Consider the following 18,566-nt stretch of genomic DNA (forward strand, 5'->3'; position numbering starts at 1 on the left):
ATCTTCTACCATTGTTCGCTATAATATGAGATGTGGAGGTGAATAGCCAAGATGAGTGATGCTAAAATACTTGTAGTAGATGATGAAGCTGAGATTACAGAGCTAATATCCTTGTATTTAAGGCGGGAAGGATTCCAAGTCGTAATTGCTGATAATGGCTATGACGCACTACAGCTCGCCGCTGAAATGAAGCCCGATCTTATTATACTTGATATTTTGCTAAAATCGTTAGATGGGATTGAAGTTTGTAAAGAAATTAGAAAGACTTCAAACGTCCCGATCCTCTTCATCAGTTGTAAAAGCGATGATGTTGATATTATTTTAGGTCTGACCATTGGCGGAGATGACTACATAACGAAACCATTTAGTCCAAGCCAATTAGTTGCGCGAGTAAAGGCCCATCTTCGACGTACGACTTTGCATAAATCAGCAGAAAGCAACAGCACCCTGCTTGCCTACCCCGGCTTAGAAATCGATCTCAATAGTCATACTGTCAAAACAAATGGACGTCTCATCTCTCTGTCATCCAAAGAGTTTGATCTGCTTTCTCACTTAGCTCAAACCCCAAATAAGGTTTTTCGTTTGGAACAATTGTACCAGCTAATTTGGAATTCAGAAAGCTTTGGCGATACAAGAACGTTAATGGTTCATATCAGCAATCTTCGTAAAAAAATAGAACCCGATCCCACCAACCCGCGATATATTGTAACGGTTAGAGGTGTAGGCTACAAATTCCTTGCGAATGAGTAGCTTTTTTATCTATGTTTCACCTTTCCTTATCTCACAGTAGAATGAACCCCTTCTTTTGTAGTACAATAAGATTTAGTGATTTTTTTGATGACAAGGAAGGAAGACTGGATATGCTATACATGGAGCAAAATTGGAAAGACTACGAGTTAATAGATACTGGAAACGGTGAGAAATTGGAGCGTTGGGGCGATGTCGTCCTGCGTCGTCCTGACCCTCAAATTATTTGGCCAATCTCAAATGAGAATCATCAGTGGAAAAATGTACACGGACACTATTATCGCAGCTCAGCCGGTGGTGGACAGTGGGATATGAAAAAACCAGTCCCTGAGCGCTGGTCGATTCAATACCGTGATTTGAAATTCCATATTAAGCCGACTAGCTTTAAACACACAGGACTATTCCCTGAACAAGCGGTAAACTGGGCATGGATGATGGATAAAATAGCAAATGCGAACCGTCCCATTAAAGTACTTAATTTGTTCGCCTATACAGGCGGAGCTACTTTAGCGTGCGCTTCTGCCGGAGCAGAAGTATGTCATGTCGACGCCGCTAAAGGTATGGTTCAGTGGGCAAAAGAAAATGCTCAGCTTTCTGGCCTTGCCGACCGTCCTATTCGCTTTATTACTGATGATGTATTTAAATTCGTACAACGCGAGCAGCGTCGTGGTAATAAATACGATGCGATTATTATGGACCCGCCTTCTTATGGGCGCGGACCTAATGGGGAAACTTGGAAACTAGAAGAAAGCCTCTATCCATTCTTGGAATTCTGTACGACAATTATGTCTGACAATCCTTTGTTCATGTTGATTAACTCCTATACGACAGGTCTTTCCCCTACTGTATTGGATAATTTGTTAACAATGACGATGAAAAAGCGTTATGAAGGAAAAATTACATGTGGTGAGATTGGTTTGCCGATTACGAACTCCGGCATGGTGCTGCCTTGCGGTATATTAGGACGTTGGGAGTCATCATAATGAGTGACTCCTACCCATCTGTCCCAGTTCTATTTGAGGATAATCATATTCTTGTTGTAGAAAAGCCTGTGAACATACTGTCACAGGCTGACTCTACTCAAGATGTAGATATGCTCACCATACTTAAACATGATGTGAAAACTCGCTATAACAAGCCTGGCAATGTGTATATGGGGCTCGTTCATCGACTAGATCGTCCTGTGGGCGGAGCAATGGTATTTGCCAAAACGTCCAAAGCAGCTTCTCGCCTGTCCGATACCGTGCGCAAGCATGAATTAGACAAGCAGTATGTGACGGTCGTACATGGCCGTCCTGCCTCTCCATTTGGGAGCCTAACACACTATTTGTTGAAGGACACTCGCACCAACAACGTACGTGCTGTATCCGCTCATACACCAGGTGCCAAAGAAGCTCGTTTAGACTACGAAGTGCTAGAACACCAAAAAGGCTTGTCCCTGATACGCATTCAGCTTCATACAGGCAGATCGCATCAAATTCGAGTTCAAATGCAAACAATTGGCTGTCCGCTATACGGAGATCAACGATATGGCGCTAGTGTGAACAAGCCTGGCCAACAAATTGCCTTGTGGTCCTACAAATTAGCGTTTACTCATCCAACATTGAAAGAACAGATGAGCTTCACTTGCAGTCCTCCACAAGTTTATCCGTGGGATATGTGGGGATGTTTGCAGCGCTAGTACACAATTACGCGTCATACTTTGTACAAATAATAGGTTGCGGCGGCTGTGCTTATATCACAGCTACTGCAACCTATTATTTGTTTCTTTGAAGTTGAAGAAATATCATAATGTTAATGAAGTGTACCTGCTTGCTTACAAAAAGCATTGTATATACTAGATTTGAATATAAGGCATGATAGTAAATGTATAAGGGACAGAGCTTCAAGCTGCTATTCTCAGGATGTCAAAATTACTTATGGGCGGATTCCGGCAAAGTAGAAGCTAGTACGCTAGTCAACTCCGCTGGTTGTTTCTTCGTTGAATTCGTGAGCTGATCGATCGGTGATTGAGTGAGCTTATGGAGTAGTAGCAATAATAGTTGTTGATTGTGTGATGAAATTCGACTTAATAGTTCATTCCAGTAAGATTCACGGGCAGCCAAACCTCTGTCCATCTCTTGTTCCCCGAACGAAGTTAAACTGACCCATACGATACGTCGATCTTCTTGATCGCGTTCGCGGCTGATTAATGCATTCTTCTCCATACGGTCTAACAATGTCGTTACTGCTGCTGCTGTCGTTTCTAGATAAGGAATTAAAGCAGAGGGCTTTAGCCGCTTATGCTCCGCTACCTTTTCCAATACAATAAGTTGACTGTCCGTCAAACTAGGGGCTAACGCCTCGTCCATAACGTTGCGATAATCTTTTGTTAATTTAGACCATACTTTCGCAAAATCGTGAGCATGCATTCGACCACCCTCTCCAACACTGTCCCGTTCCTCCAAAAACAACTAAATTATACCACAGTTGTCATTCATGGTCACGTTCCCTTTCACATATGTTTACAAATGCAATAAATCACAACCATACTTTACAATGTCAAACTTGTCATATCGTTCACACTGTGCCTAATACCTTCATACAATAAAGTAGGCAATCTCATTTCTCAAAATGAAAGGAGCATGAGGATGGATACGTGGAAACTGGACTTATTTAACCGCGCAGTACGTGCCGGAATTATAAAAGACCCACAATGGCAAGACCGATTGGATGAACCGGTACCACTGTGGGTCGTGTTGGAGTTAACTATGAAATTGAATGAACTGTTAGACCCGCCTCATAAACCATATGACTGATCCAGAGCCGTTCTATTCATGCTGGGGAGGATGGAGTGCAAATACATCGATCACCTGCTCATCCTTCTCCAATGGTAGCAGTACTTTACCTATAGACTTTCGATCCATTAGCGGAGCCCGCTCAGTTAACACCGATAGCGTACGACCACTATTGGTTAATGCTATGATCGGATAAGCATCTTTGCTGAAGAAAGCGCCCATAACAACTGAACCATTTGGTTTTACACGTTTGCCTTCCTTGAACTCAAAGCTAGCCATCCCTTTGCCGCCTCGACCTTGTTGGACATAATCCAGCAGCAAAGAGCGCTTGCCCCAACCCAAATCGGTTAAGACCGTAATTTCCCCTTCATCTCCATGCACACTAAGCGCAGTTGCAACACAATCATCATCCTTCAGTTGGATGCCACGCACACCAGCAGCAGCTCGACCCATTGGATTGATTTCATTTTCTGCAAAACGAATGGACATGCCTTGCTTCGTAACAAGAAGCAAATCATTGGACATATCTGAGCCATAAACATGAATAATCTCATCATGGTCGGCCACTTTACATGCAACGACAGCAGCACTTCGATTTGTTTCATACTCTTTTATTAGCGTACGCTTTACTTGACCTCGCTTCGTAACGAATACGAGAGATTGCGATTCATCTTCGAACGACTTGACAGGAATCACACCGACTACTCGATCCTCTTTGGCAATTGGAATCACGTTGACAATGGCTGTTCCATTATCTTTCCACTTAAACTCAGGCACAAGGTGTACGGGAAGTGAGAAGTACTGGCCACGTTGTGTAAACAACAATAATCGGTCAAGTGTGTTCACTTCAAACACATGCCTGATTTGGTCCCCTTCCTTCACACCAGAAGCGTTCCATTCTCCGCCAGAACGATTAAATGAAAGCATATTTGTACGCTTTACATATCCATCATTAGAAACCGTTACGATTACATCTTCGGAATTAACCATAACTTCAAGATTGACTTTTATCTCCTCAATTTCGCCTTGTACAACTGAACGACGATCGATGCCGAAGCGATTGCGGATATCCGTCATTTCTTTCTTAATGACTTGCAGCAGCTTGCGCTCGTTACTTAAAATAAGTTGGAGCTCTGCTGCCTTTTTCTTAATTTCATCAAGTTCTTTCGTTAATGACGTTAATTCTAAATTCGTTAAACGATACAACTGAAGGGTTAGGATTGCATCTGCTTGACGTTCTGTGAATCCGAATTGGTTAACGAGATTAAGTTGCGCATCCTGACGATTTTTCGATGCTTTAATCGTTGCGATGACTTCGTCTAAAATGTTTAGCGCCTTAACTAAACCTTCTAATACGTGCGAACGATCTAACGCTTTATTCAAATCATATTGTGTTCGTGCGGTTACCACTTCACGCTGATGTTGAATATAAGCTTTCAATATTTGAATAATGCCAAGCTGCTGTGGTGCTTTATTCACGATCGCAACCATATTGAAGTTATAAGTCACTTGTAGATCCGTCTTCTTGAACAAATAGTTCAGAATACCTTGCGCATCCGCTTCTTTCTTCAGCTCAACCACAATCTTCAATCCATCGCGGCCACTCTCGTCCCGAACTTCAGCGATCCCATCTACTTTCTTTTCCAAGCGAATGTTTTCCATCGCTGTAACAAGACGAGACTTTACAACTTGATATGGAATTTCCGTGATAACGATTTGTTGCTTTCCGCCACGCAAATCTTCGATTTCGGTCTTCGAGCGAATGTAAATCCGCCCTTTACCAGTCCGATATGCTTCACGTATTCCTTCTTCGCCCATAATAATGCCACCGGTAGGGAAATCAGGACCTTGAACGATCTGCATGACTTCATCTAGTTCCATGAAGGGCTTATCTATAAGGGCAACACAAGCATCGATAATTTCACGCAAACTATGCGTAGGTATCTCGGTAGCAAATCCTGATGAAATACCGCTGACACCATTTACGAGCAAGTTCGGAAAGCGTGCCGGCAGAACGGACGGTTCTTCCGTCGTATTGTCAAAATTCGGTCGGAAAGGAACCGTATCTTTATCAAGATCACGAAGCAATTCATTCGCAATTGGTGACAGCCTAGCCTCTGTATAACGCATTGCTGCTGCAGGATCATCATCTAGTGAACCCCAGTTACCATGTCCGTCTACAAGCACATGCGACATCTTCCAAGGCTGTGCCATGCGAACCATGCCGTCATAAATGGAGGAATCTCCGTGTGGGTGATAATTACCCATTACATCACCGACGGTTTTCGCAGATTTGCGATAAGGCTTATCAGACGTGTTTCCAGACTCATACATAGAAAATAAAATACGCCGTTGAACTGGCTTCAAGCCATCCCGAACATCTGGAATGGCTCTGTCTTGAATAATGTATTTGGAGTATCTACCGAATCGGTCACCGACTACGTCTTCAAGAAACGCAGGCTTAAACTGTTCCGATACGCTCATCTATAATCACCCTTCTATTCTTCGAACTCTGTAAAGTCCACGTTCTCTACAATCCAACGCTTTCGCGGCTCGACCTTATCTCCCATTAGCGTCGACACACGACGCTCCGCCTTAGCAGCATCCTCAATCTGTACCTGTAACAACGTGCGTGTTTCCGGATCCATCGTCGTTTCCCACAGTTGATCGGGATTCATCTCACCGAGTCCTTTATAGCGCTGAATTTCAGCTTGTGAACCTAACTGTTTCAAGTAATTGTTCAGTTGTACATCTGTCCATGCGTATCTAACAGAAGTGTGCTTCCCTTTTTTGTGAGTTATCTTGAACAGTGGCGGTTGAGCAATGTAAACTCGTCCCGCGTCAATTAATGGTTTCATATAACGATAGAAGAATGTCAGCAGCAATACTTGGATATGCGCCCCATCCGTATCAGCATCGGTCATAATGATGATTTTGGAATAGTTGCATTCGTCCAGCTCAAACTCTGAACCAACGCCTGCGCCGATTGCGTGAATGATAGTCCGGTACTCGTCATTTTTAAGAATATCCGCGAGCTTGGACTTCTCTGGGTTCATCGGCTTACCTTTAAGCGGCAGGATTGCTTGCGTCTTGGAATCACGCCCTTGCTTCGCAGATCCACCTGCTGAATCACCCTCGACGATAAACAACTCATTACGAGTAGAGTCTTTGGATTGTGCTGGTGTTAGCTTGCCATTTAAATTCGTGCTCTCGCTGCGCTTCCTGCCAGATCGTACTTCTTCTCTCGCTTTGCGCGCAGCTTCTCTAGCCTTAGAAGCTTGAACAGCCTTCTTAACTAACGATTGAGCAATTTGAGGATTCTCTTCCAAGAAGATTTGCATCTGCTCCGTTACGACCGCATCTACGACGCCACGTGCAGAAGCACTGCCTAGTTGGTCTTTTGTCTGCCCGACAAATTCCACATCGGACATTTTCACGCTAACGACTGCCATCATGCCTTCACGCAAATCATTACCCTCGAGATTTTTATCTTTTTCCTTCAACATGCTGATTTTACGAGCATATTCATTCATTACCCGCGTATATGCCGTTTTGAAGCCAGTCTCGTGTGTACCGCCACCTCTTGTTGAAATGGAGTTAACGAACGACGCAATCGTTTCTGTATATCCATCATTGTATTGCATCGCGATTTCGACTTCGATCTCGTCTCTTTCACCTGTGAAGTGAATCACTTCGTGAAGTACACTTTTGTTCTCATTTAAGTACTGTACGAATTCACTTGCACCGCCAGCATAACGGAACTGCTCCTGCTTACCAGAACGCTCATCCTTCACATTGACTTCCAAACCAGAATTCAGGAAGGCTATTTCCTGCAAACGCTCGCTCAATGTATCAAAATTCAGATGGATATTACCATGAAACACTTTCGTATCAGGCTTAAAAGTTACCTTCGTACCTGTGCGATTCGTGTTACCACCGACTTCCAATCCTGTAACAGGTTCACCCACATGCTCAATTCCAGCGGCATCCGTCCATGACTCGAAGCGTTGGCGATGAATCTTGCCGTCTCGATAAATTTCTACTTGCAACCATTCTGATAAAGCATTCGTAACCGAGGCACCAACCCCGTGCAAGCCCCCGGATTTCTTATATCCTGCTCCACCGAACTTTCCACCTGCATGCAAGATTGTAAATACGACCTGTGGAGTCGGTACACCTGTCTTATGTATTCCCGTTGGAATACCACGTCCATTGTCTCGTACAGTCACGGAATTATCCGCGTGTATGGTGACATCTATAACAGAGCAGTATTTGGCAAGATGCTCATCGACGGCATTGTCCACGATTTCCCAAATAAGATGATGAAGACCCGAGGAGCTTGTACTTCCAATGTACATCCCCGGTCTCTTACGTACCGCTACAAGCCCTTCGAGCACTTGAATGTCGTCAGCGCCATATTCCATTATCGTGCCTGCACCTTGCTGCTCAGGCTTTCCGCCGAACATATCGACTTGGTCGACCATTCATGCTCCCCCTTTGTTTAAACTAATGATGATTATCGAATTTCCGAAATCAAAAGAAAATCTGTCGCACCCAGACGTCTACGACAACGTCTCCAGCCTCTCGGCAGCCGTCAGGATGCAAACAGATGTTTCGCTTTCTTAACTATTTTAATTCATCATGTCCTGTTTCGTAAAGACACGGAAAGCAATAAACAGTGCACAAATCGCCCATATGCTTAGTACAGCCAATGAAAACGGAAGTGTCATGCCGTCTACTGGCGTTGGAGTTCCTGCCAAATAATCCGTTAATTTCAAATTAATCATAAACAAATATTTTGCAGTTGGCCACGACGAGGCCATGTTATACAAGATTGTACCTGCAATAAGTGTCGCCATTAACGTCACAATACTGGCAGCCGTGCTGCGGACCAGTACAGATATCATAAATCCAAGTGCAGCAACAACAATGCTAGCAAACCAGATCAGGCCGCATTGCATTAGAACATATAGCCATGCTGGCACGATATGAACATCATTGTAATCCACGCTCGTCCCCGATACATCAAAACCTGTAAATAATGGTGTCGTCCAGCCTCCATATCCAAAGACAGCGCCTGAAATGACATAAGAGAGCAGTGCTGTCACAAATACAATGATGCCCGTGAACATCATGAGCACTAGCCATTTACTCATTAGTATTTTCCATCTTCTCACAGGCCTAGTAAGCAGCATCTTAATCGTGCCTGTAGAACGCTCGGAAGATACGATATCACTGGCAATTGCCATGACAAGCAGCGGTATAAATAGGTTCACCGAATTGTCCATAAATGTACGTGTAAACGTTACACCATTGGGCTCTTTCGGATTAACATCATGATCTAGATAATATTGAAGCTGCTGCAATATTATTTTTCTGAACTTTTTCCATTCTTCAGGTATTCGGTCACTGCCCAGTGAGTTCTGCAAATCTGTAATTTGCTGCGTAAGTTCTCTACGCCAGTCCTGATCGAATTTCTCAAGGCTATTTTGAGCCACTTTCATTTGCGCATATGTAAAAACAGGTATAAGTATAAGTAGGATGAGAAGAACGACATAGAAGCGTCGTTTTTTCAATACTTTTATCGTTTCATTTTGAATAAGCGCCAACATATTATTCGATGTGCCCCCCTTCTGTCATTTCTAAGAAGAGCTGCTCCAACGTAGGCATTACACGCTGAATGCCACTCACATGAACACCATGCTCCAGCAACAGTCGATTCAAGTCAGCAATATGATCAGGGTGCGTATCTGTCAAAACACGACTCTCTGGTAAACCTATCAAAATAGACTCATCGATGATTGCATCTTTTTCATTTACGATACGAGTGAATCCACTCTGCTCCAAAATCGTTGTAGCCTGTCCTATATCTGATACAAACCATATCACATATTGATTTCTACCATGTAGAAGATTATCAACATCATCTACCGCGAGTACTTTTCCATTGCTAATAATGGCAACACGATCACACATTAACTGAATTTCACTAAGCAAATGACTTGATACAAATACAGCCATTCCACTTTCGGCTAACACTCGGATAAATTGGCGCAACTCCTTAATACCTAGAGGATCCAATCCATTTGTCGGCTCATCGAGAATAAGCAACTTCGGTCTAACTAGCAATGCTTGAGCTATCCCGAGACGCTGACGCATACCTAGGGAGTAGGTCTTTACTTTGTCATGGATTCGTTTGGACATTCCCACGATAGCTACTACTTCTTCAATCCGCTTTTCATCTACATCAGGTACCATCCGTGCAAACTGCTCTAAATTTTCCCAACCCGTTAAAAAGTTATACATTTCAGGGTTTTCAACAATGGCTCCAACGAAGCGAAGTGCTTTCTCAGGCTCTTTATTTACATCGTAGCCGCATACTTGAATTCTTCCTTCTGTCGGTTTAATGAGATCCACCAACATACGTATCGTTGTTGTCTTCCCCGCACCGTTCGGACCAAGAAAGCCAAATATTTCGCCTTCGTGTACGTCAAACGACACATTATGTATAATCCACTTCTTGCCCACACGCTTCTTCAATTGCTGTACGGACAAGACAGGAATGGACTGCTCCGTCATATGACCACCTCCTGTTTACATGACTAATGAGTCACTACGCTCAAATCGTTACCTTATTTGATACTTTGCACCACTCGTGTAGCAATCGCCTCGTATCCTGCTCCATTCGGATGAAAATGATCAGAAGCCAAATATTTTCCTATATTCCGCTCAAATAAATCTTGTGTCGGAATCATAATCATATTTGCATCTTTATTTATGGCATTAAACATCGTTTCATTCCATTGCTGCACGACTTCATTGCCATCTTGATGCATTTCTTTCAAATCAGAAAATGGATTGTACAATCCCACATATACGATAAGCGCCGATTCATTCCATTTTCGAATCTGTTGAAGCACTTGAATCGCATCATTGGTTCCCTTCTCTACTTTTGCCTTAAGAGATTCTGCGGTCAACGGATTGTTGCTTGCCTGATCATCACGTGCACTCTGAAATAAATCATTGCCGCCTATCGTTAGAAAAATAACGTTCGCTTGCTTCAATGTATTACCGACAGACTGCTGTTTCAAACGTTCAACAAGCTGATCCGCACGCTGTCCATTAATAGCTAAATTATTGACGAGTGTAACAGGCTTGCTTTGTTCCTTAGACAGCTGAGCGATAGCACGACGAACATAACCTTGACCCGTCTCATCTCCTGTTCCACGCGTTAAAGAGTCACCTAAGGAGACAATGTTTATTTCTTTTTCCACACGCTCTGTTTCAACAACTGGTACCTGAGACTCAGGTTTCTCCGTAAATGGTATGGATGCAGGAGCAACGATATCTGCGACCCCCAAACCAAAGCCTAGGAGAAATAACAACGTCGTCGCTATCCCCCCTGCCATAATAACCGACCAAAGCCGAGATTGTTTTCGTTTCAAAAATACCCCTCGTTTCTTCGTTCAAATCAAACCCGATATGCAAGCATATAAGCACTGAATAACAACTCCGAATACGATTACAACGCTTCATATCGATATTTTTCCAATCAATATCTTTACATTACCTATTTCCTTGAAACAATGCAAACATAACCAGTTCGTTCCATTTGACAAAAAGCATGCTTTTTCTGCATTTTTCGTCTAATATGTCGAGCGAAATTCAGGACTTTTTTCTATATAAATAGGAATATAATCCATGTACACTGGTCAATTCTCACATTAAAATAGGAAGTATTACCTCATAGACATGCACATCTTAGAATCGTACTCAGTTAGATGCAGTTCACTTCATCCTGGAAAGGAGGTTCTGCGCTTTCCTTCATGCCTCACTGTTTTAACTCTATCATCGAACTATAACCCCATAATTGAAGGAGGATTTTATTTGAGTACAACTTCCTACCGCAAAACATTAGCCACATTTATGAGCTTAACGCTAACTGCAAGTCTTTTGTTTCCAACTTTTGCAGCAGCTGAGCAAGCAGGGCAACCTTCCAAGCAGTCAGAAATTGATATTATTAAAAACTTAAAAGTAACGTCCAAGCTACCAAAGGATACTAAGTTCTCAAAATTAGAACCCCAAAACTATTTGCCTCATGCATATTCCGAAAGCAATCAACCAATCACTGTTATCGTAGAACTTCATACAGAACCATTAAAAGTTCAACAAACTCAACAAAATCCTGGGATTTTATCGAGTGGCGAAGAAACAATTCAACAATTGCAACTTGAACAAACACAATTTAAATATGCGCTCCAATCCGAGTTAAACGGTAAAATTAATCGACAATTCACACAAGTTTTCAATGGCTTTGCAGTCGAGATCAATGGCCAGCAAGTGAATGACTTGCTTAAACTACCAGGTGTAAAAGCTATCTATCCAAACCAGACCTTCTATTCTTTGCCAATCCAAGATGACGCGAACGTGAACCCATTTATGGATGATTCGTCTAAGCATATTGGTGCCCCAGTGTATTGGAATGCTGGTGTGACAGGTAAAAACATTAAGGTCGGCGTACTTGATACCGGGGTTGATTACAATCACCCAAGTTTAAAAGATGCCTATAAAGGCGGATATGATACTATCGACAATGATAACGATCCTTACGAAACAAAACCTAATCCGGCGAAACCACCAAGAAACGGTAGAAACGTGGAAACCTCTCATGGTACACATGTCGCTGGAACGATTGTAGGCCGAGGAAATCCAGATGTCCCTAACTTTAATAAAGGTTGGGTACGAGGTGTTGCTCCAGAAGCCGATCTTTATGCTTATCGCGTACTTGGTGAATATGGTAGCGGTACAACTGCTTCTGTTATTGCGGGGATTGAGCGAGCAGTACAAGATGGTATGGACGTTCTGAATCTATCCTTAGGCTCACCTACTAACTTCGAATATACAGCAGATTCCGTAGCGGCTAACAATGCTGCTATTGTAGGAGTCCCTGTCGTTATTTCGAACGGAAACTCAGGTCCTAACGGTTATACCGTTGGTAGCCCAGGTGGTGCACATCAAGCAATATCTGTAGGTGCTTCCACTCCTCCATTACCAGCTGCTAATTTCCATGGAGTTGGTACAACCGCTATTCACGGTAATATTGCTACATATGAGAAGTTCTTACAAGAGAATCAAGAACTTGAAGTCGTATTCGCTGGCCTTGGTAAAGTTTCTGATTTTAAAGATAAGGATGTAAAAGGCAAATTGGTTCTCATCTCCCGTGGAGAGATTACATTTGCTGAAAAAGCGCTTAATGCTACAGCTGCGGGTGCTGCTGCCGTTCTTATTCATAACAATACTGATGGAGAGCTGAGCCCATCTGTACCTGATCCAAAAGCGGCTCCTACATTCGGTATTACTAAGAAAGATGGAGAAGCGATTAAAGCCAAGCTCTCTGCTGGAACAACAAAGCTAAAATACCAAACGATCACGGAACAGGACCTAGTCGCTGGCTTTAGTTCACGCGGCCCTGCTTTGCCGGGATATGCTATTAAACCTGATATTCTCGCACCTGGCGTAGCGATTCGTTCCTCTGTCCCAGCCTTTGACGGCAAATACGAAAAAGCTTATGAAGATAACAACGGCACAAGTATGGCTGCTCCTCACATCGCTGGTGTCGTAGCTCTATTACAGGAAAAAGCCAAGAAGGAACAAAAAGAATTAAATCCAGATCTGATCAAGTCACTCATTACGAATAATGCAGTTTCTGTCAAAACGCGCGAAGGCCAAACCTATGATATTGCCTCTCAAGGTGCAGGTCGTGTGGACCTTCCTAGAATATTAAAAGCAGAAGCTGTTGCTTTAGTAGGCTACACAACAGATGCAACAAAAGATTATATACCTGATGATTATTCCACTGGTAGTGTTTCATTTGGCCAAATAAATATCAGTGCAACATCTGAAAAGCAAGTTACCCTTAAAGATATTGCCAAAAAAAATCAAGTCTATGATGTTTCTGTGGAAAAAATTAGCGGTTCTCCAGATGTTACAGTAACTCCCGACCAAACACAGGTGAACCTTTCAGCTGGCGATCAAGCTTCATTTAAACTTACGCTGAATGTGCCTGCTAAGGCTGCTAAAGGTGTATATGAAGGGGCCATATTACTAAAAGAGACAACAAGTAATCATACCCTACGTCTTCCATACAGCGCTTATGTTGGTGACGATTATGTTCTGCCGTCAGTACCAAGTGTCACTCCTTCTAACCTGTTCTTCTCTCCAAATGGAGATGGATTGCAAGATTTTATTGATGTTGAATATGGAGTTAAAGAAAAAGTAAATCAATTAGCCATCAGTGTAGTTGATGGTGTTTACAAAGAGCTAGGTACGGTACTAGAGTCAAATGGCAGCGTCAATAAAGGATATTATGAATTCAGCAAATGGAATGGAACAGTGAAGAAAGACAATGCATCCATTTCACTTCAAGATGGTTTCTATTATTTGGTACCTAAAGTCGATTCCAAGCTTTTACTCAATGCTAGAAATGGAATTATTGTCGATAATACAGCACCAGACTATACATTAAAAAAGGAAATCGGAATAATTCAAGGAAAACCAACTCATGGTACGATTAGTGGTACAATCGACAACGATTTACTAATCGATCTGCTGTCTGCAACACAACCACTCGATAAGATCATAGGTGTACAAGTAGCAGCAATAAATCCAGATGGTAGTGCGAGCTTTATTACTGGCAAGGTTTTAAACAATGGTGATTTCACTGTAGATGTTCCATTAAAGTATGGCGAGAATGTGCTTGGGTTATTTGTACATGATATAGCTGGAAACGGACAGACTGAACCACAAATTATTGAATTTGATTATGAGCCTAACTCACCAGCTGTAGGAGCCGTTTCATCTGCTTCTGAAGTTAAGCTTGGAGATACTTTCCGTGTAGATGTAAAGGTTACAGCTACAGAAGCTGTTTATGCTGCTAACTTTAGCGTCTTGTACGATAAAAAGTTTGAGTTGGAACTTAGTAATATTCAGCAAAGTGTAACGTTGGCTACCTACCAACAGCAACATAATCCTGGTGTTCCGTTAGCGATTAATTCAAACATAGTTGATTTTGGTCCTAATAAGAAGAGACTCGATTATGCAGTAAGCCTTTCTAATGGGGCTGCTAAAGGCGTCGATAATCTAGTCAGCCTAACTTTCAAAGCAAAAGAAGCTGGCACTTATTTATTTGATGTCCAAAACATTAAGTTGTTAAGTTCAGCTAATAAAGTAGAGACTGTTGTGCCTTATGCACCTATCTTAATAAAAGTAGTCAAACCTGCCCCTCCTGTTACCAACCCTGGCGGCTATTGGGGAGTCCCTGCTGGACCATCAGGCATTAAACTTAAAGCAGGTACTTTAACAGAATCAACCAAAGACAGCAAGAAAAACGGTGTCTTAGCGGTAGAAGATAACGTAATTAAAGCTCAATTGGACAACAAAGATGTGAAGCAAGTTCAACTAGATGTATCTGACTTAGACTTCACGAAATATGAGCAAGTTGAGCTTCAACTCTCTAGCTCGATTGCTAAAGCGTTGGTTGATTCCAAGAAAACATTGCGCGTAAATGGAACTACGTTAGACATTCAGGCTTCCAATGAAACACTTAGCGAACTTGCAGATAAAGACGGCATTAAGTTCATTGTGTCTCAAAAGAACAATGCTTCCACATCTGCTATCGCTGGTGTGAATCAATCTGCACCAACTTTGAAGATTTCAACAAACAAGAAAACATGGAAAACATCTTTGCTTGTCGGTCTCAAAATTGATGCTGCAGTGGCAAAAGATCCGCGTAAAGTAGGCGTTTACGACGCAACTTACAGCGACAAACTATCTTACTTGAATGCTGGTCTTAAGCCAGCAACAGGTTATCTACATGTTAATGTAGATAAGTCTGGCGCTATCTTCACATTAGGTTCTTATGAAAAATCTTTCTCCGATCTTGCAAAGCATTGGGCAAAAGACCGCATCGAAGTGCTTGCGGCTCACCATTTGATCGCTGGTAAAACAACGCCTAACACATTCAAGCCGAACGACAACGTAAATCAAGCTGAGTGGCTGTCCTTGCTGGATCGTTTGCTTGGCACATCATTGAAGTGGAACGATCGTGCGAAAGAAAAAGGCGCATTTACGAATCTGACTCGCGAACAAGTTACTGTATTGCTTGTTCAAGCGTTGAAAGCTGATCTCAAATCAACTACGAAAAAGCTTACTTTCAAAGACAGCAACAAAATCAGCGTTGATGCTCAAGCTGCAGTCGCCTATGCGGTAGAACAAGGTTTCATCCGCGGCACAGACAAAAATCTATTCAATCCTAAAGCACTTGTAACACGTGCTGAAGCTGCTGCTATTCTCCATCGTGTATTGGAGCATTTGCAGCACCAGCATAAGTAATTTAAACGCAGCATTACGGAAGAGGCTGTTCCTACCGTAGAATTTCTACGAGGAGCAGCCTCTTTTCTTCCCCAATTAACAACTCTAATAACACCATATTACTGTCCATATCCACTTATCACTAAAAAGATACATTCATCCTACCCGCAGCAATTCAATTTATCATTATATTCGAATTAACACTATACACATATGAATCACCTACAGCTATTTTTATTTTATTAAAAATTATGGTTCATCACTTATAGATTGGGGTAATTTGTATTGCCGAACTCTGATAGCTTGTACTTACGCCATTTAACTCCCACTGCAAAAGCCTCATCCATTAATCAATTATCTTGAACAAGACAATAGGAGGCCTTATTTATGAATCAAATGAAAGACAAATGGTATCTGAAACTATTAAGCATAAGCTTATGTATTGGAATCCTACTGCCCCCATCCAACCTATCTGCCTATGAACATCCGCGAGTCCCGCTAACCGACCTATCATTAGAACCCAAAAGTTATGTAACGAACTACGATAAAACAAGCAGTACGCCAATTACCGTTCTTGTTGAATTACATAGTGATCCATTGAAAGTGTATGAAATCAAAGCGAGCAATGGACTTGCCGCACGTTCGCAATCTTATACCCAACAAATAATAAGCGAACAAGCTGTTTTCAAACAATCACTGTTCAAAAGTTCGCAAGCACAAATTAAACATCAATATGCACAAGTTTTTAATGGTGTCTCCATTCAACTCCCACAGCATGAAGTGGAACAATTACTGCAGCTCCCTCATGTGAAAGCTATTTACCCCAATCAAACGTTTCACGAAGTCCCATTAACGTTCACTGTGCCAACAGCTAACTTGCAAAACTCGGTACCTGATACAACGTTAAGTCAAGACATTATTGGACTCTCCGCGCTTTGGGAATTAGGTTACAAAGGGAAAGGAATACGTGTCGGCATCATTGATTCCGGCGTTGATTATCGCCATCCAAGCTTAGCAAGCTCCTATCGAGGAGGATATGATTTCGTTGATAACGATAACGATCCGATGGAAACGCTACCTCACCCTGACCTAACAGCTGAAGAAAATGCTAAATATGCGACGGTTCATGGAACATTTGTAGCTGGCGTATTGGTTGGCCGTGGGAGCCCAAGCACACCAAATGGTCCGTACGGTTCTGTTCGTGGAGTTGCACCTGAAGCAGAACTCTATGCTTATCGCGTGCTTGGCCCATACAAAAAAGGCACGACCGAACAGATCGTTGCAGCAATTGAACAAGCAGTAAAAGACGACATGGACATCATCAATCTATCATTAAGCGGCGAAAGCAATTCACAGTATACGGCAGATACAGTCGCTTTAAACAATGCTGCCATGGCAGGTGTTATAGCGGTAACCTCAAATGGCAATCGCGGCCCTAATGAGTATAGTGTCACTCACCCTACTGGTGCGCATCAAGCAATTGCTGTTGGGGCTTCCACGAGTACAAGCATCGCTCAGCAGCAGGTTGCAGCATTTAGCTCTCGTGGACCATCTTTGCCAGATTACGAGATCAAACCTGATCTTGTAGCTCCTGGCACGAAGATTCGTTCAACGGTCCCTTCATGGGATGGGGACTATTCCAATGCCTACAAAGAAACGAATGGAACGAGTATGGCTGCTCCGCATGTCGCTGGTACCGCAGCGCTGCTCTTGAATAAAGCAGAAATGGAAGGCAACGACTTTGAACCAGGAGAAATCAAATCCCTACTTATGAATAATGCAGTACCGCTCTCAGATTCAGCTGGAAAACGCTACAAGGTCTATGACCAAGGAGCAGGCCGGTTATCTATTCCAAACATACTGAAAGCTGAAGCCGTTGCCCTAATACAAGCAGCGACCGATGTTACGAAAAACAATCGACCCGATGACTATTACACAGGCAGCCTTTCTTTTGGACAAGTTATCCCTGGTGCTAACGTACAGCGTGAACTAATACTTAACGATATTGTAGATAAAGATCAAATGTATAACATGACTGTCCAGTATGATGAGCCTAATCAACCTATAGCCGTCCATCACAAGATTGCTGCTGATCAAGTGAAGGACACGTCAGTTGGCACTGTCTCAGCAAATGACACATTCATCCCATTACGCGCTGGAGAACAGGCAGCCATTTCTATTCAACTGCATGTACCTCCATCTGCAAACGAAGGAAGTCACTTTGGACACATTATCCTCACAGAAACGACAAGCGGACACATCTTGCGAATCCCCTTCAGTGTGCATATTGGAGACAAGTATTCAGTACCACCAATTTTTTCGCTTAAAATGACACCAAATACATTAAACACGACCCAGCAGACAGCAAATATTGAGTACAGCGTTCGCGAATCCATACAACATTTGAATTTGAGTGTTCAACATGCAGTATATGGTGACATGGGCTCTATCCAAAAACGAGTGGGCATTACGAAACGCGGGCACTACGAAGTACGTAATTGGGACGGAAAGGTAATAAAAGACGGTAACAAGGTCCATTTACCAGACGGTGAGTATACAATCATTCCTACTGTAGGAGCTCATCGAATACCGATCAATACAACAACGGTCTCATTTACGATAGATTGGGGCATTATCGCATTACAACAAAGATCTCACTCCTAATTCAATGTA

General features: G+C 42.6%; 12 protein-coding genes. 6 read left to right on the plus strand and 6 right to left on the minus strand.

Annotation, left to right across the window (positions count from 1 at the left end):
- Positions 1–51 precede the first annotated feature (51 nt).
- From NQ117_RS04150 to NQ117_RS04160, 3 genes are all read left to right on the plus strand, one after another.
- On the plus strand, positions 52–750 hold the full coding sequence (locus tag NQ117_RS04150) for a response regulator transcription factor (protein WP_258276735.1): 699 nt from the start codon (positions 52–54) through the stop codon (positions 748–750).
- A 110-nt stretch (positions 751–860) separates the two neighbouring features.
- Entirely contained in the window at positions 861–1,730 is an 870-nt protein-coding gene (locus tag NQ117_RS04155) for a class I SAM-dependent methyltransferase (RefSeq protein WP_258276736.1), read from the plus strand.
- Positions 1,730–2,428: an RluA family pseudouridine synthase gene (locus NQ117_RS04160; RefSeq protein ID WP_258276737.1), complete on the plus strand. Its 699-nt coding sequence runs from the start codon at positions 1,730–1,732 to the stop codon at positions 2,426–2,428. Before NQ117_RS04155 ends, NQ117_RS04160 begins: the two co-directional genes overlap by 1 nt.
- Before the next feature lie 232 nt (positions 2,429–2,660).
- Here the strand turns inward: NQ117_RS04160 and NQ117_RS04165 are convergent, their stop codons facing one another.
- A complete protein-coding gene (locus NQ117_RS04165; RefSeq protein WP_258276738.1) occupies positions 2,661–3,158 on the minus strand; it encodes a MarR family winged helix-turn-helix transcriptional regulator in 498 nt (165 codons plus the stop codon).
- Between the two features lie 219 nt (positions 3,159–3,377).
- Between NQ117_RS04165 and NQ117_RS04170 the strand changes: the two genes are divergently transcribed.
- Positions 3,378–3,545 (plus strand): hypothetical protein, encoded by a 168-nt coding sequence (locus NQ117_RS04170; protein WP_169449346.1) that lies wholly within the window; start codon positions 3,378–3,380, stop codon positions 3,543–3,545.
- 12 nt (positions 3,546–3,557) lie between these two features.
- On the opposite strand, the gene parC is transcribed toward NQ117_RS04170, so the two are convergent.
- The 5 genes from parC to NQ117_RS04195 all read right to left on the minus strand — a co-directional run bounded on the left by parC (position 3,558) and on the right by NQ117_RS04195 (position 10,969).
- Complete coding sequence (gene parC, locus NQ117_RS04175) at positions 3,558–6,008, minus strand: DNA topoisomerase IV subunit A (protein WP_258276739.1); 2,451 nt, start codon at positions 6,006–6,008, stop codon at positions 3,558–3,560.
- A 14-nt stretch (positions 6,009–6,022) separates the two neighbouring features.
- Positions 6,023–8,008: a DNA topoisomerase IV subunit B gene (parE, locus tag NQ117_RS04180; RefSeq protein WP_309137847.1), complete on the minus strand. Its 1,986-nt coding sequence runs from the start codon at positions 8,006–8,008 to the stop codon at positions 6,023–6,025.
- 147 nt (positions 8,009–8,155) lie between these two features.
- Positions 8,156–9,136 carry an ABC transporter permease gene (locus NQ117_RS04185; RefSeq protein ID WP_258276740.1) on the minus strand — a complete coding sequence of 327 codons (981 nt, stop codon included), beginning with the start codon at positions 9,134–9,136 and terminating at the stop codon, positions 8,156–8,158.
- A gap of 1 nt (position 9,137) precedes the next feature.
- Positions 9,138–10,103, minus strand: a complete 966-nt coding sequence (locus NQ117_RS04190; RefSeq protein WP_258276741.1) for an ABC transporter ATP-binding protein — start codon at positions 10,101–10,103, stop codon at positions 9,138–9,140.
- 53 nt (positions 10,104–10,156) lie between these two features.
- A complete protein-coding gene (locus NQ117_RS04195) occupies positions 10,157–10,969 on the minus strand; it encodes a GDSL-type esterase/lipase family protein (RefSeq protein ID WP_258276742.1) in 813 nt (270 codons plus the stop codon).
- Positions 10,970–11,411: 442 nt separating this feature from the next.
- Here NQ117_RS04195 and NQ117_RS24015 point away from each other — a divergent pair, with 442 nt between their 5' ends.
- Together NQ117_RS24015 and NQ117_RS04215 are read left to right on the plus strand one after the other, a co-directional pair.
- The gene (locus tag NQ117_RS24015; RefSeq protein ID WP_309137848.1) at positions 11,412–15,914 is read left to right on the plus strand and encodes a S8 family serine peptidase; all 4,503 of its coding nucleotides are present in this window, start codon (positions 11,412–11,414) and stop codon (positions 15,912–15,914) included.
- A 366-nt stretch (positions 15,915–16,280) separates the two neighbouring features.
- Entirely contained in the window at positions 16,281–18,557 is a 2,277-nt protein-coding gene (locus tag NQ117_RS04215; RefSeq protein ID WP_258276743.1) for a S8 family serine peptidase, read from the plus strand.
- Positions 18,558–18,566: the final 9 nt, after the last annotated feature.

The sequence above is a fragment of the Paenibacillus sp. SC116 genome (assembly GCF_024733555.1).
Taxonomy (GTDB): domain Bacteria; phylum Bacillota; class Bacilli; order Paenibacillales; family Paenibacillaceae; genus Paenibacillus_B.